Source organism: Luteimonas aestuarii (assembly GCF_004357985.1).
GTDB classification, from domain to species: domain Bacteria; phylum Pseudomonadota; class Gammaproteobacteria; order Xanthomonadales; family Xanthomonadaceae; genus Luteimonas; species Luteimonas aestuarii.
Genome location: NZ_SMTF01000005.1, coordinates 28,783 through 42,973, shown reverse-complemented (window position 1 = coordinate 42,973; position 14,191 = coordinate 28,783). Strand labels below are relative to the sequence as shown.

The following is a 14,191-nucleotide window of genomic DNA, read 5'->3' as shown; positions in this document are numbered from 1 at the left end:
CGATTCCCGGACACGCCATGCCCTTCAGCCCGCACGAAGCCCTGCAGCGCACCATCGAGCATCGCGAGATCTTCCACGACGAGATGGTCGAACTGATGCGCCAGGTCATGCGCGGCGAGGTCTCGCCGGCGATGACCGCGGCCATCCTCACCGGACTGCGGGTGAAGAAGGAAACCGTGGGCGAAATCGCGGCGGCGGCCAGCGTGATGCGCGAGCTGTCGAACAAGGTGGACGTGCCCGACCGCACGCACCTGGTCGACATCGTCGGCACCGGCGGCGACGGCTCGCATACCTTCAACATCTCCACCGCCAGCATGTTCGTCGCGGCGGCCGCCGGCGCGCGCGTGGCCAAGCACGGCAACCGCAGCGTGTCGTCGAAGTCGGGCAGCGCCGACGTGCTGGAGGCGCTGGGTGCGCACATCGAACTGCAGCCGACGCAGGTCGCCGCCAGCATCGACCAGACCGGCGTCGGCTTCATGTTCGCGCCGATCCACCATCCGGCGATGAAGGCGGTGGCGCCGGTGCGCCGCGAGATGGGCGTGCGCACGCTGTTCAACATCCTCGGGCCGCTGACCAATCCCGCCGGCGCGCCGGCGATCCTGATGGGCGTGTTCCACCCCGACCTGGTCGGGATCATGGTGCGCGTGCTGCAGCAGCTGGGTGCCGAACGCGCACTGGTGGTGTGGGGGCGCGATGGCATGGACGAGATCTCGCTGGGCGCGGCCACGCTGGTGGGCGAACTGAAGAACGGCCAGGTATGCGAGTACGAAATCCATCCGGAGGACTTCGGCATCGCCATGGGCGGCAGCCGCAACCTGCGGGTGGCCGATGCCGACGAATCGAAGGCGATGCTGCTGGGCGTGCTGGACGGCACGCCGGGCCTGCCGCTGGAGATCGTGGTGCTCAATGCCGCGGCGGCGCTGTACGTGGCCGGCGTGGCCGATTCGATCGCGGCAGGCGTGCCGATGGCGCGGGAGGCCATCGCCTCCGGGGCGGCCGCAGCCCGATTGGGCAAGTTCGTGGCGGCCACGCGCCGGCTGGGAGGCGCGGTGAAAGCCTGAGCCCGGCGCTCGGGTCGGTCCGGGCGGCTGCGGCCGGGCGTGATATTTTGTGACCCTTGTCAGGTTGGTGAAGGAAGCAGGGAATGCCGAGCAAGACCCCCGAAGGCGAAGCCAGGGGCTGGATCGTCCCCATCGGCGGGGCGGAAGACAAGGACAATGGGGCGAAGATCCTGCGCAGGTTCTTCGAACTGTGCGGCGGCAAGGGCGCCGGGATCGCCGTCATCCCGACCGCCAGCCGGCTCAACGAGACCGGCGACCGCTACGAGCAGCTGTTCTCGGAGATGGGCGCGGGCAGCGTGACCGTGCTGGATTTCGACACCCGCCGCGATGCGCACGAGCGCAACCGCGTGGCGCGGATCGAGCAGGCCTCGGGCATCTTCATCACCGGCGGCAACCAGCTGCGCCTGTCCACCATCCTCGGCGGCACTCCGGTGGCGCAGGCGATCCGCACCTGCAATGCGCACGGCGTACCGGTGGGTGGCACCAGCGCTGGCGCCGGCATCCTGAGCGAGCACATGATCGCCGGCGGCGACAGCGACACCTCCACGCCCCATGCCGATGGCGTGCGCCTCGCGCCGGGGCTGGGGCTGACCAACCGCTTCGTGATCGACCAGCATTTCCGCCAGCGCGACCGCCTCGGCCGCCTGCTGTCGGCGCTGGCCTACAACCCGTTCGCGATCGGCCTGGGCGTGGACGAGGACACCGCGGCCTTCATCGGCCCGGACAACACCGTGGAAGTGGAAGGCAGCGGCGCCGTCACGGTGGTCGATGCCGAGGGCCTGCAGTATTCGTCGATGGCGCAGGTGGGCGGCCATTCCCCGGTCTGCATGCTGGGTGTGCAGGTGCATATCCTCACCGCCGGCGCCACGTTCAACCTCGATACCCGCAAGGCCTCGGCCGGCAGCCTGGCGCCGACCAAGAACTGATGTCCTGCCGCACTCTTGCCCCCTGAGGGAGAACCATCCATGCGCATCCTCGAACGCAACGTCTACGTCGGCCCGTCGCAGTACGCGCACTTCCCGGTCATCCGGCTGCTCCTGGACCTCGAAGCGCTGGAGCAGTGGCCGACCGGCCGCCTCGGGCGCGAGTTCGTCGATGGCCTGGTCAAGGCATTGCCCGGCCTCGCCGAACACGGCTGCTCGTACAAGACGCCCGGCGGCTTCATCCGCCGCATGCGCGAAGGCGAGGGCACGTGGCTGGGGCATGTGATGGAGCACGTGGCCATCGAACTGCAGAACGTCGCCGGCGAGGACGTGACCTTCGGCCGCACCCGCAGTGTCGGCGAGGACCGGCCCGGCGTGTACACGGTGGTCTACGAATACGCGCAGCGCGAGGAAGGCATCGCCGCGGGCGAGCTGGCGATCAAGCTGCTGTCGTCGCTGCTGCCCGCCGACATCCGGCCGGCGGGCAGCGTGCCCGAGGGCTGGGAATGGGAAGAAGCGCGCGACGACTTCATCCGCTATGCGCAGAAACGCGCACTCGGGCCGTCGACCGCTTCGCTGGTGCGCGCGGGCGTGGAGCGCGGCATCCCGTGGCTGCGGCTCAACAACCAGTCGCTGATCCAGTTCGGCCACGGCAAGTACCAGCAGCGCATCCAGGCCACGATCACCGGTCGCACGCCCTACATTTCGGTCGAGTTGGCGAGCGACAAGGAAGAGACCAACAAGATCCTCGGTTCGCTGGGCCTGCCGGTACCGCGCCAGCAGCTGGTCACCAGCCAGGTCGATGCGCTCAAGGCCGCGCGCCGGCTTGGCGGACCGGTGGTGCTGAAGCCGTACAACGGCAACCATGGCCGCGGCATCACCATCAACATCACCGGCGACGACGAGATCCGCGCCGCGTTCGACGCCGCGCGCGAGCATTCGCGTTCGGTCATCGTCGAAACCTTCCAGGACGGCGCCGACCATCGGCTGCTGGTGGTCAACGGAGAGCTGATCGCGGCCACGCGGCGCACGCCGGGCCACGTGGTCGGCGACGGCACGCATACCATCGCCCAGCTGGTGGACATCGTGAACCAGGACCCGCGTCGCGGCGTGGGCCACGAGAAGGTGCTGACCCGCCTCGAGCTGGATCGCGAGGCGGGGCTGATGATGGAACGCGTCGGCTACGCCGCCGACAGCGTGCCGGAGGAAGGCGAAGTGGTGTTCCTGCGGTCCACCGCCAACCTGTCCACGGGCGGCACCGCCACCGACGTCACCGACATCATCCATCCCGACAACCGTGAGATGGCGGTGCGCGCGGTGCGCGCGATCGGGCTGGACGTGGGCGGCGTGGACTTCATCAGCCCCAACATCGCCGAGAGCTACAAGAACATCGGCGGCGCGATCTGCGAGGTCAACGCCGCGCCCGGCTTCCGCATGCACGTGGCGCCCAGCGAGGGCACGCCGCGCGATGCTGCCGGTCCGGTGATCGACATGCTGTTTCCGCCGGGCACGCCGTCGCGGGTGCCGATCGCCGCGGTCACCGGCACCAACGGCAAGACCACCACCGCGCGCATGCTGGCGCACGTCACCAAGATGGCCGGGTACACGCCTGGGCTGACCACCACCGACGGCGTGTACATCGACGGCCAGCGCACGGTGGAAGGCGACATGACCGGGCCGGTGTCGGCGCGGATGGTGCTGAGCGACCCGCACATCGACATCGCCGTGCTGGAAACCGCGCGCGGCGGCCTGCTGCGCGCGGGCATGGGCGTGCCTGAAGTCGACGTGGGCGCGGTGCTCAACATCGCCGCCGACCACCTCGGCCTGAAGGGCATCGACACGCTGGAGCAGCTGGCGGCGATCAAGCGCATCGTGGTGGAAGTGGCCAAGGATTGCGCGGTACTCAACGCCGACGATCCCAACGTGCTGAAGATGTCCGGCTACACCGACGCGAAGACCATCTGCTACGTGACCATGAACCCGTCGCATGCGCTGGTGCGCGAGCACATCCGCGCCGGTGGCCGCGCCTGCGCGCTGGAGAACGGCGTCAACGGCCACATGATCACGCTGTACGACAAGGGCAGCCATATCCCGCTGATGTGGACCCATCTCATCCCGGCCACCATGGAGGGCCGCGCGCTGCACAACGTGCAGAACGCGATGTTCGCCGCGGCGATGGCGTTTTCGCTGGGCATCAAGCTCGACGCGATCCGCCAGGGCCTGCGCACCTTCGACACCACCTTCTTCCAGGCGCCGGGCCGGATGAACGTGTTCGACGAGCACCCGTTCAAGGTGGTGATGGACTACGCGCACAACGCGCACGCGGTGGGCATGATGGCCGACCTGGCGCAGCGGCTGGACGTGGCCGGGCGGCGCATCGTCGCCGTCGCCGCGCCCGGCGACCGCCGCGACGAGGACATCGTGTCCATCGCGCAGGCCGTCGCCGGAAAATTCGACCATTACGTGGTCAAGCGCGACGACAGCCTGCGCGGCCGCGATGGCGACGAGGTGCCGCGGATCATCGCCCGCGCACTGGAGGACGCCGGCATCGGCAGGGACGCGATGACGGTGATCCCCGACGAGCAGGAAGCGGTGGATGCGGCGCTGCGCATGGCCCGGCCGGGCGACCTGCTGGTGGTGTTCGCCGATGCGCTGGCGCGCACCTGGAAACAGATCACCAAGTTCACGCCGGAAGGCGCGGAGCCGCGCGCGGCGAAGAAGGTCGAGCTGCCTTCGCTGGAGGCCACCATGACCGCCGACGAGGCCGCGGTGGCGGCGATGGAGGGCGTGGTCCGCGACGAACGCGGACTGGTGTTCGAGCGCGAAGAGAACGATTAGCCGTGCTGCGTCGCTGCGCCACAGCTCCCCATCCGAACCTTCCCCCGCGAGCGGGGCAAGGGGCCAGCACGGCATCGCTCCTTCCCCCGGCAGCAGGGGAAAGGACCAGGGCTGCATCGCTTCCCCACCCGTCAGTGGGGGAGGGTGCCGGTACAGCATTGCGCCCTCCTCCGCTTGCGGGGGAGGGCTGGCGTGGGGGCCGCAGGCGTTCCACATCGGCGGGCCATTGACGCATGCGACCAGAACCCTTTGAAGAATCCCGCCGGCTGACCGGCTGCAACGTCTACTTCGCCGGCACCGGTGCCGCGTTGGAGACGGCGCATGGGCTGTCGTTCGACGAGTCGACGGTCGAGCGCTGGCAGGCGAACGTGCGCGAAGCGCGAGCGGCGCTCGGCTGGCCGCAGGGCGAAATCGCGGTGCGCGCGCATGCCAGTGGCGCCTCGCTCGCCTTCGCCGCGCCGATGGACCAGCTGTACGCCGCCACCGAAGTCAACGAGTGGGCCTGGTACGACGCGCTGGGCCTGCGCGCAGCGTCCACGGGCGATGTCGATGAAGCGGGCGAACCGGTGCAGCCGCATGTCGCTGCGTTCGCACGCGACGTGGCGCTGCGGATGCTGCGCGACCGCGCCGTAGCCGAGGCGAATCCGGCCCTGCTCGCGCTGCAGCAAGCCGCCGATGCGCATGGCGTACCGCTGCTGGCGGACGACGACGTGGTGTCGATCGGCGCCGGTGCCCACGGCCAGGAATGGGCCGTCAACGCCCTGCCTTCGCCGGACCAGGTGCCGTGGGCCACGCTGCGCGCGATCCCGACCGCGCTGGTCACCGGCTCCAACGGCAAGACCACCACGGTGCGCCTGCTGGGCGCGCTCTGCCGCGCGCACGGCTGGCCGGCCGCGCACAGCTGCACCGATGGCGTGTTCTTCGATGGCGCATCGCTGGAAACCGGCGACTTTTCCGGCCCGCAGGGCGCGCGCACCGCACTGCGCCAGCCGAAGGCCGAAGCCGCGATCCTGGAAACCGCGCGCGGCGGCATGCTGCGTCGCGGGCTGGCGCTGTGCCGCGCCGACGCGGCCATCGTCACCAACATCAGCGTCGATCATTTCGGCGAGTACGGCGTGCACGACCTCGACGACCTGGCGACGGTGAAGCTGACCGTCGCGCGCGCGGTCGCCGATGGCGGCCTGCTGGTGCTCAACGCCGATGACGCGGTGCTGCAGCGCCACGCGCCGCGTTTCGTCGGCCAGCGGCTCGGCTGGTTCTCGCTGGACGATGGCCACGCGACGCTCGTTGCGCATCGCGATGCGGGCGGCGACACCTGCGGCGTGCGCGACGGCCGCCTGCTGCTGCACGTTGCCGGCGCCACGCACGATCTGGGCGCCATCGCCGCGATGCCGCTGTCGCTGGGCGGGCAGGCGGCGTACAACGTCGCCAACCTCGCCGGTGCGGCGCTGGTCGCCTCCGCGCTCGGCATCCCGCCGCCGACGATTGCCGGCGTGCTGGGCAGCTTCGGCGCGTCGCGCAGCGACAATCCCGGCCGCCTGCAGCGCTGGCAGGTGGGCGGCGTGGAGGTGGTCATCGATTACGCGCACAACCCCGACGGCCTGCACGGGCTGCTGCGCGCGGTGGGTGCCGACCGCCGCGAAGGACGGTTGGCCATCGTGGTCGGCCATGCCGGCAACCGTGAGGAAGCCGACCTGCGCGCGGTGGCCGCCACCGCAGCCGCATACGCGCCGGAGCTGGTGCTGCTGAAGGACGTGGAAGGCTACCTGCGCGGGCGCGCCTCGGGCGAGGTGGCGCGGATCATGCACGACGAGTTGCTGCGGCGTGGCGTGCCCGCCGCCGCTGCGCTGGTCTCGCTGGACGAGATGACCGCAACGCGGCATGCATTGGCGTGGGTGCGCCAGGGCGACCTGCTGGTGCTGCCGACCTTCGACCGCGACGCGCGCGAGCGCATCGAGGCGATGCTTGCGACAATGGCCGATGCCGGCTGGCAGCCGGGTGACGCGCTGCCGCCCGCCCCGATGACCGAACCGGTGCCCGAGAGTCCGTGAACAAGTTCCTGTTGCGTCCCGTGCCGCCGCGCGCGGACATCCTGCGGACCATCCTCGCCCGCAAGGCCGAGGAAGTGGCCGCGCGCTCGGCCGCCAAGCCATTGGCCGATGTGGTGGCGCGTGCCGCCGACCAGCCACCCACGCGCGGCTTCGCGGCGGCCATCGAAGCGAAGATCGCGACGGGTGCGCCGGCGGTGATTGCCGAAGTGAAGAAGGCCAGCCCCTCGAAAGGCGTGATCCGCGCCGATTTCGATCCGGCCGTCATCGCGCGCAGCTACCAGACCGGCGGTGCGGCCTGCCTGTCCGTGCTGACCGACGTGGACTTCTTCCAGGGCGCCGATGCCTACCTGCAGCAGGCGCGCGCCGCGTGCGCATTGCCGGTGCTGCGCAAGGACTTCACCATCGACCCCTACCAGGTGCATGAGGCCCGCGCGCTGGGTGCGGACTGCATCCTGCTGATCGTGGCCGCGCTGTCCGACGACCAGCTTGCGGAACTGGCCGGCGTGGCGATGCAGCTCGACCTCGACGTGCTGGTGGAAGTGCACGACATCGACGAACTGGAACGCGCCATCCAGGTGCCGGCACCGCTGCTGGGCATCAACAACCGCAGCCTGCGCACCTTCGAGGTGTCGCTGCAGACCACGTTGTTGCTGCAGCATGCGGTGCCGGCGGACCGGCGGCTGGTGACCGAAAGCGGCATCCACGGCACCGACGACGTGGCGCGGATGCGCGGCGCGGGCATCGATGCCTTCCTCGTGGGCGAGGCCTTCATGCGCGAGGCCGACCCTGGCATCGCGCTGCGGCGGCTGTTCTTCCCGGCATGAGCGGCGTGACGGACAGTGCCGCGCCCGGTGCGAAGGTGGTCGTGTTCGACTTCGACCACACGCTGTACGACGGTGATTCCGGCAGCCACCTGTTCGCGTGGCTGATCCGCCGCAGCTGGTGGCGCACGGTGCTGGCGCTGCTGGCCGCGCCGCTGTTCGGGCCGATGGTCGCGTTCCTGCCCACGCGGCGCTACGGCATTTCCGGTTTCGTCTGGATCGGCACCGTGGGCATGCCGCGGCGGCGCACGCTGGACGACGCCATCGATCGTTACGTCGCCACCCACACCGAGGCGATGAAGGCGCGATTGCTGCCGGTCGCGCTGGACGTGCTGCATGCCCATCGCGAGGCCGGCGACGACGTGGTCATCGCCACCGGGGCGCCGCCGGAACTGGCACGCGCGATCCTGGCGTTCGTGGCCCATGAAAGCGTGCCGGTGATCGGCACCGCGGTCGGCCCGCGTTTCGGCGCGATCATCGCCACCCGGCACTGCCATGCCGAAGAGAAGATGCGGATGCTGCGCGAGCGCGGCTACGCCCGCATCGACATCGCCTATTCCGATTCCAGCGCCGACCTGCCGCTGCTCAAGGCTGCACGGGCGCCGGTCGTCGTGAATCCGAAGCACGGGGCCGTCGAGATGTTCCGCCGCGTATTGCCATCGGGCACGCCGATCCTCAACTGGGGCTGCGCCGATCGAGGCGGCGACACGCCGTCAGCCTGACAGCACCGCGCGCCCGATCTGCCAGGTGCTGATGGTAAACACCAGCACGCCGACCGCCAGCAGCACCCAGCGCTCGTCGACGTACTTCACGAACACCGCCGCCAGTGGCGCGGCGACCATGCCGCCGACCAGCAGGCCCAGCACGATGTCCAGGCGCTGCAGGCCCAGCGTGAGCAGGAAGGTCATCGAGATCGCCAGCGTCACCAGGAACTCCGCCGCGTTGACCGTGCCGATGGTGGTGCGGGCCTTGCCGCCACGCGCGAGCAGGGTGGCCGTGGCCACCGGCCCCCAGCCGCCACCTCCGCTGGCGTCGAGCAAGCCGGCGAAAAAGCCCAGCACCGGCACGCGTTTCACTTCCTGCTTCGGCACCAGTCGGCCGATCGCGCGCAGCAGGATGAGCAGAGCGAGCAACAGCAGGTAGCCATAGATGAAGGGTCGGACCAGGTCCCCCGGCAGCTGCGTCAGCACGTAGGCGCCGATCACGCCGCCGACCATTCCGGGGATGGCGAGGCGCAGGAACAGGCGCTTGTCCACGTTGCCCAGCGCCAGGTGCGAAGCGCCGGATGCGCCGGTGGTGAAGACCTCGGCGGTGTGCACGCTGGCGCTTACAGCCGCGGGCGGCAGCCCGAGACTGAGCAGGATCGACGACGACACCAGTCCGAAGGCCATGCCCAGCGCACCGTCGACCAATTGAGCCCCCAGGCCCACCAGCACGAACCATCAGAAACCGTCCGCCAGTTCCATGTCCACTCCGTCCGGCGTCGTCGCCGGGAAGCGGAGCATAGGGCGGCGCGAGGACGTGCGACGTGGCGGTCGGTCATGGCGGCATGACGGTTTTGCATGACGGGCACGGGGGGCAGACAGGGCGGGGTTCCCCCCGCCGTCACTGGAATCCACCGGCTTGGGCGCCGAGCAGGGAGCGTCGCTGGGATCCATGCCCCATTCAAGTCGTCGGGGACGGGCTCTGCGCGGCAGGCATCACGAGAGGTGGCGATGCGGTTCGTTGCAGGGTCGAGACCCACCATTGCAACCTGTCCGGATCAACGTTCGCTTGTTTCGCGAGGACCAGCTTGCAGTCCAGCCGTGACGATGCGACGGCGGGTTGAAACCCGCCCTACGCGTCGCCGAGTCGTTTGATGAAACGCACGGTGCCGTCGCTGAAACCGCAGGCCTTGTAGAAGGCATGGGCATCGCTGCGCTGCGACCCGCTGGCCAGCTCCAGCCGGGCGGCGCCGCCGGTGCGCGCGCGGCGCTCGGCTTCGCGCAACAGCTGCCGCCCCAGTCCCTGGCCGCGCGCCGAGGAGCTGACCACCAGCGCGGTGATGCGGCAGGTGGTGGTGCCCAATGGCAGGTAGTACATGAAGTCGAGCGCGATCAGCCCCGAAACGATGCCGCCGACCCGTGCGACCACCAGGGCCTGGCGGTCGTTCTCGGTGATGGCGGCGATCCGCTGCACCGCATCCAGTCGTTCGCAGGGGTAGCCGAGTTCGGACAGCAACGCCGCGACGTCGTCGGCGTCGATCAGGGAAGCACTGCGCAGGTCGGCGTCGGGCAGGTCGCCGCGCGGAGCGAAGTGCAGCACCGTCATCGCGTGCCGTAGAGCACGACGGTCTTGCCGCGGGCGTGCAGCTTGCCGTCGATCTGCAGCTTCTTCAGCACGCGGCCGGCCATCTCGCGCGAGCAGCCGACCAGCCTGGCCAGTTCCTGCCGCGACACGCGCAGCTGGGTGCCCTGCGGATGGCTCATCGCCTCCGGCTCGCGGGTCAGGTCGTGCAGGGTGCGGGTGATGCGGTCGGTCACGTCGAGGAACGCCAGGCGCCCGGCCTTGCGGCTGGTGTCGAGCAGTCGGCGCGAAAGCTGTGCGCCGATGGCGTACATGATCGACGTGGCATCGTTGGCGAGGGTGCCTTCGAACAGCTGGTACAGCCGCTCGTAGCTGATTTCGGCCAGTTCGCACTGCACGCGGGTGCGCAGGATCACCTCGCGGGTGTCGGATTCGATGAACAGGCCCATCTCGCCGACGAACTCGCCGTTGCCGAAGTAGCCCAGCACCAGCTCGCGGCCGTCGTCTTCCTCGGTAATGATGCTGACCGAGCCGCTCACCACGAAGTACAGCGTGCCGGCCGGGTCGCCGGGACGGAACACTTCGGTGCGCGGCGGGTAGCGGCGGCGGTGGCAATGGGCCAGGAAACGCTCGATGGTGGCGGGCGAAGGGGCCATCGGATGCGCAGGGCGTCGGTAGCTACTGATGAGTGCCACGGGAGTAGGGTTCATGATGGCAGGGTACGGGGGAAGCACAGAGAGTAGGACGTCGCAGCCCCGGGAGCAAACCGGGGCACGGGACGCGGGCAGCGGCTATGCCGCATAATCGACCTTTCGCCTGCCGGACTGGACAATCGCCACCGTGGTCAAGCCGCTCCCCCGCTTGAAGCTGCAGGGCTTCAACAACCTCACCAAGTCGCTCTCCTTCAACATCTACGATGTCTGCTATGCGGCGTCGGAGGACGAACGCCGGCGCTACATCGAGTACATCGACGAGCAGTACGACGCCGACCGGCTCACCCAGATCCTGACCGACGTGGCCGAGATCATCGGCGCCAACATCCTCAACATCGCCCGCCAGGACTACGACCCGCAGGGCGCGTCGGTGACCATCCTGATCTCCGAGGAGCCGGTGATCGACAAGTCCGCGGCCAAGGGCGTGATCTCCGATGCCGTGGTCGCGCACCTGGACAAGTCGCACATCACGGTGCACACCTATCCGGAGACCCACCCCGACAACGGCATCGCCACCTTCCGTGCCGACATCGACGTGTCCACCTGCGGCGTGATCTCGCCGCTGAAGGCGTTGAACTACCTGATCGAGAGCCTCGAGTCCGACATCGTGGTGATGGACTACCGCGTGCGCGGCTTCACCCGCGACATCAAGGGCAGGAAGCACTACATCGACCACAAGATCAACTCGATCCAGGACTACCTGCACAAGAACATCAAGTCGCGCTACGAGATGCTCGATGTGAACGTGTACCAGGAAGCCCTGTTCCACACCAAGATGCACCTCAAGGACTTCGACCTCGACAACTACCTGTTCGAGGAAAAGGCGAAGAACCTGTCGTTCAAGGAGCGGATGAAGATCGAAGCGCGCCTGCGCCGCGAGATCGAGGAGCTCTACCACGGACGCAACCTGGTCGATTGACGGGCAAGCCGGCGCTAGTACATGCGGGTGGCGCCGCCGCCGTCCACGGCCAGCACCGCGCCGTTGATGTAGCTCGCTTCGGGCGAGCACAGCCAGACGATGGCGTTGGCCGCCTCCGCGGCCTCGCCCAGCCGGTTCATGCCCGAGTGGCGCGCCACCATGCGCGCATAGTGTTCGGCACCGCCCGGACGGCCCGGATCGACCATCTCCGAGCGGGTGAAGCCCGGGGCCACGGCATTGATGCGCAGCGCGCACTGGCCGTAGTCGGCCGCGGCCGAGCGGGTCAGGCCGATCACGCCGTGCTTGCTGGCCGCGTAGGTCGAATGGCCGACGTCGCTGGGCTTGAGGCCGTAGATCGAGGCGACGTTGACGATCGCGCCGCCATCGCCGGCGAGCATCGCCGGGATTTCGTGCTTCATGCATCGCCAAGTCCCCTTGAGGTTCACGTCGATCACTGCGTCCCAGTCCGCTTCGGAGACTTCCGCCAGCGGCGTGCGCATCGGCCCGGCGACGCCGGCGTTGTTGACCGCGCAGTCCAGCCGTCCGAAGCGTTCGAGCGTGGTGGCGACCATCGCCTGCACGTCCGTGGCGCTGGCCATGTCGGCGCGCACCGCATGGGCGATGCCACCCGAGGCCACGATCCGCGCGGCAAGCGCCTCGCAACGTTCGGCGCGCCTGGCGGCGAGCACGACGCCTGCCCCGAGTTCGGCGAACCTGAGCGCGGTGGCCTCGCCCAGTCCGGAACTGGCACCCGTGACCAGGGCAACCTTGCCGGTCAGCGGTCCGGGATCGGTCCTCATGGCATTGCCCGTGCGGGTCGTCGAAGGTTTGCAGCGACGGGGAGGCGGCCGCTGGCGGGCACGGCGCTGGCCTGCGCAGGCGTGCCGGTCATGCAGGTTCGGCAGCGGACAGCTGCGCCCGCGCGCTGGCCACTTCGCGCTCGGCCTGGGTGAAGCCGTACTCGGGCACCCGTTGTCCGGCCGGATCGGACACCGCGTTCCAAGCCGCGATCAGCCGTTCGCCGGCGTCGCCGCCCGCGCCGATGTACCGGCCCTCGGTCAGGGTCACGTAGGCACGGGCGACATGGCCGGCACCGGCGCAGACGATGCTGCGCGTCGGCGCGGCATCGACCACCAGCGGCAGCAGCGCGGGACTCACCAGCGCGGGATCGAGCATGCGCAGGCTGTCTTCCGGCAGCACGCCCGCGGTCATGCCGGTCGATGCGGTCGGCGCCAGGCAGTTGACGCGGATGCCGTACTTGGCGCCTTCGATCGCCAGCGTCTGCATCAGCCCCACCAGCGCCATCTTCGCGGCGCCGTAGTTGGCCTGGCCGAAGTTGCCGTAGAGGCCGCTCGACGAGGTGGTCATCACGATGCGGCCATATTGCTGCGCGCGCATCGTCTCCCACACCGCCTTGCAGCAGGTCGCGGCGCCCATCAGGTGCACCTCGACCACCTGCCGGAACGCCTCCAGGGTCATGTTGCCGAAGCTCCTGTCGCGCAGGATGCCGGCATTGTTGACCAGGATGTCGATGCGGCCCCATTCCGACAGCGTGCGTTCAGCCATCGACTCCATCGCGGAAACGTCCGTCACCGAGCCGGCGAACGCGATCGAACTGCCGCCACGCGCACGGATCTCGGCAGCGACCGCGTCGGCCGGTGCGGGGTCGAGGTCGTTGACCACGACCTGCGCGCCCTTGCCCGCGAGGTAGAGCGCGTGCTGGCGCCCCAGCCCGCCGCCGGCGCCGGTGATGATGGCGATGCGTCCCGTCAGTGGCATGTACCGGTTCCCCGTGTGTCGGAATGGTGCGACGGGGAACCGGCGGCGCTCAGCGCGCCTCGTCGTCTCCCCGCGGTCTGTTGATGGCGCGGAAGCCGGCGGCCATGAACGTGGCCATGCGCGCCTTGATCGCCTCGTAATCGTCCGAGCGGCACAGCCCGCCGGAGAGGCGGTCGATGCGGCCGGTACGCGCTAGGGTCAGCATCAGCGCCCCGGTGACGAAGTGGTAGCCCCAGAAGATGTCCTCTTCGGCGCAGTCGGGCATGGCCTTCTTCAGCAGGCCGACCAGGCGCAGGACCACCGGGTCGAAGTGCTTGTCCATCAGCTCGCCGCCATGGCGCGTGTTGGACATCAGCGCGCCGAGTGCGCCGTAGTTCTTCCAGGCCTCGCCGCCCTGGCTGTAGAGATCCAGGTCGGTATCGAGGAACGCATGCAGGGCGCCTTCCAGCGTCGGCTTGCCGCCAGTGGCGGCCTCGTACGCGTCCAGCGCCTGCATGCGCGCGCTGCTGGTCACGCCGGCGCGGCGCGCGATCACCGCATCGAACAGCGTCTGCTTGTCGGTGAAGTAGTAATTGAGCAGGGTATGGTGCACGCCGACGCGCTTGGCCACGTCCTTGAGCGTCACCCCGTATAACCCGTCGCGCGAGAACAGATGCTCGGCCGCGTCGAGGATCTGCTCGGTCATCTCCGCCCGCTGCTCGGCCTTGGTGGGCCGCTTCGCAGGCGTGCCGGTGCCCTTCTTCGCCCTGCTGGCCCGCTTGCCCCGCGGCGTCGCGTTCGCTGGCATCTTGCCGCCTCCA

General features: G+C 69.4%; 13 protein-coding genes. 7 read left to right on the top strand and 6 right to left on the bottom strand.

The features are described 5' to 3' along the window. Nucleotides 1-17 precede the first annotated feature (17 nt). The 6 genes from trpD (at nucleotide 18) to E2F46_RS08400 (ending at nucleotide 8,416) form a co-directional block, all read left to right on the top strand. A complete protein-coding gene (gene trpD, locus E2F46_RS08425; protein ID WP_133321640.1) occupies nucleotides 18-1,061 on the top strand; it encodes an anthranilate phosphoribosyltransferase in 1,044 nt (347 codons plus the stop codon). An 83-nt stretch (nucleotides 1,062-1,144) separates the two neighbouring features. Beyond that, nucleotides 1,145-1,987: a cyanophycinase gene (locus E2F46_RS08420; protein WP_133321639.1), complete on the top strand. Its 843-nt coding sequence runs from the start codon at nucleotides 1,145-1,147 to the stop codon at nucleotides 1,985-1,987. A gap of 39 nt (nucleotides 1,988-2,026) precedes the next feature. After that, the gene (gene cphA, locus E2F46_RS08415) at nucleotides 2,027-4,822 is read left to right on the top strand and encodes a cyanophycin synthetase (RefSeq protein ID WP_133321638.1); all 2,796 of its coding nucleotides are present in this window, start codon (nucleotides 2,027-2,029) and stop codon (nucleotides 4,820-4,822) included. A 233-nt stretch (nucleotides 4,823-5,055) separates the two neighbouring features. Further along, the gene (locus E2F46_RS08410; protein ID WP_133321637.1) at nucleotides 5,056-6,873 is read left to right on the top strand and encodes a Mur ligase family protein; all 1,818 of its coding nucleotides are present in this window, start codon (nucleotides 5,056-5,058) and stop codon (nucleotides 6,871-6,873) included. Beyond that, nucleotides 6,870-7,697 carry an indole-3-glycerol phosphate synthase TrpC gene (trpC, locus tag E2F46_RS08405; protein ID WP_243720359.1) on the top strand — a complete coding sequence of 276 codons (828 nt, stop codon included), beginning with the start codon at nucleotides 6,870-6,872 and terminating at the stop codon, nucleotides 7,695-7,697. Before E2F46_RS08410 ends, trpC begins: the two co-directional genes overlap by 4 nt. Further along, complete coding sequence (locus E2F46_RS08400; RefSeq protein WP_133321636.1) at nucleotides 7,694-8,416, top strand: haloacid dehalogenase-like hydrolase; 723 nt, start codon at nucleotides 7,694-7,696, stop codon at nucleotides 8,414-8,416. Before trpC ends, E2F46_RS08400 begins: the two co-directional genes overlap by 4 nt. Here the strand turns inward: E2F46_RS08400 and E2F46_RS08395 are convergent. From E2F46_RS08395 to crp, 3 genes are all read right to left on the bottom strand, one after another. Then, a complete protein-coding gene (locus E2F46_RS08395) occupies nucleotides 8,408-9,130 on the bottom strand; it encodes a sulfite exporter TauE/SafE family protein (RefSeq protein ID WP_243720358.1) in 723 nt (240 codons plus the stop codon). The genes E2F46_RS08400 and E2F46_RS08395 overlap by 9 nt on opposite strands. A gap of 400 nt (nucleotides 9,131-9,530) precedes the next feature. Beyond that, nucleotides 9,531-10,004: a GNAT family N-acetyltransferase gene (locus E2F46_RS08390; RefSeq protein WP_133321635.1), complete on the bottom strand. Its 474-nt coding sequence runs from the start codon at nucleotides 10,002-10,004 to the stop codon at nucleotides 9,531-9,533. Continuing rightward, nucleotides 10,001-10,636 (bottom strand): cAMP-activated global transcriptional regulator CRP, encoded by a 636-nt coding sequence (gene crp / locus E2F46_RS08385; protein ID WP_425599818.1) that lies wholly within the window; start codon nucleotides 10,634-10,636, stop codon nucleotides 10,001-10,003. Before crp ends, E2F46_RS08390 begins: the two co-directional genes overlap by 4 nt. A 184-nt stretch (nucleotides 10,637-10,820) precedes the next feature. On the opposite strand from crp, the gene speD reads away from it, so the two are divergent. Continuing rightward, on the top strand, nucleotides 10,821-11,612 hold the full coding sequence (gene speD / locus E2F46_RS08380) for an adenosylmethionine decarboxylase (protein WP_133321633.1): 792 nt from the start codon (nucleotides 10,821-10,823) through the stop codon (nucleotides 11,610-11,612). 14 nt (nucleotides 11,613-11,626) lie between these two features. Here the strand turns inward: speD and E2F46_RS08375 are convergent, their stop codons facing one another. The 3 genes from E2F46_RS08375 to E2F46_RS08365 all read right to left on the bottom strand — a co-directional run bounded on the left by E2F46_RS08375 (nucleotide 11,627) and on the right by E2F46_RS08365 (nucleotide 14,178). Beyond that, the gene (locus tag E2F46_RS08375; protein WP_133321632.1) at nucleotides 11,627-12,412 is read right to left on the bottom strand and encodes an SDR family NAD(P)-dependent oxidoreductase; all 786 of its coding nucleotides are present in this window, start codon (nucleotides 12,410-12,412) and stop codon (nucleotides 11,627-11,629) included. Between the two features lie 88 nt (nucleotides 12,413-12,500). Further along, a complete protein-coding gene (locus E2F46_RS08370) occupies nucleotides 12,501-13,391 on the bottom strand; it encodes an SDR family NAD(P)-dependent oxidoreductase (RefSeq protein ID WP_133321631.1) in 891 nt (296 codons plus the stop codon). A gap of 49 nt (nucleotides 13,392-13,440) precedes the next feature. After that, complete coding sequence (locus E2F46_RS08365) at nucleotides 13,441-14,178, bottom strand: TetR/AcrR family transcriptional regulator (protein ID WP_243720357.1); 738 nt, start codon at nucleotides 14,176-14,178, stop codon at nucleotides 13,441-13,443. Nucleotides 14,179-14,191 lie beyond the last annotated feature (13 nt).